The organism is Kitasatospora saccharophila (assembly GCF_039529925.1).
Classification (GTDB): Bacteria; Actinomycetota; Actinomycetes; order Streptomycetales; family Streptomycetaceae; genus Kitasatospora; species Kitasatospora saccharophila.
Genome location: NZ_BAAANS010000205.1, coordinates 1 through 511, shown reverse-complemented (window position 1 = coordinate 511; position 511 = coordinate 1). Strand labels below are relative to the sequence as shown.

Here is a 511-nt window from a genome sequence, read left to right as displayed (position 1 = left end):
GCCCCACTTGTAGAGTTCCTCGCGACGGCCGTCGTCGTCCCCGGTACGACGCGAGCAGCCGCCGCCGTCGCGCAGGAGGTCGACTTCGTTGCCACGCAGCTCGCGCAGGAGTGCGACGCCGAGCGCGTCGTACTGACCAAGCCCGAGAGTCGTCCCGCGGTGCTCGCCAAGCTCACCCGTGCCCGCGATCGCGCCGCGAACCTCACCGCGGTCAGCGCGACGTGGCAGCAGACGTTGTCGGACGGGATCGCCGACCTCGTCGCCGATGTCGAGCACGACCTGCAGAGCCGCCTGCGCACGGTGATGCGGGACGCCGAGACCATCATCGACCAGGGCGATCCGAACGAGACCTGGGCCGACACCGAGGTCTGGTTGCGCCGCCAAGTCGCCGTCGTCGGCGTTGCCACCCGCGACCTGTTGCTCGAACGCGCCCGCGACCTGGGCGACCGGGTCGCGGAGGCGTTCGACTTGGAGGCCGGCACCGAGATCGAGGTCGATCTGTCGGACTCGA

The 511-nt window shown here is 70.5% G+C and carries 1 pseudogene; it reads left to right on the top strand.

The features are described from left to right. Positions 1-511: pseudogene (locus tag ABD345_RS40185) on the top strand (hypothetical protein); the annotation flags it as partial.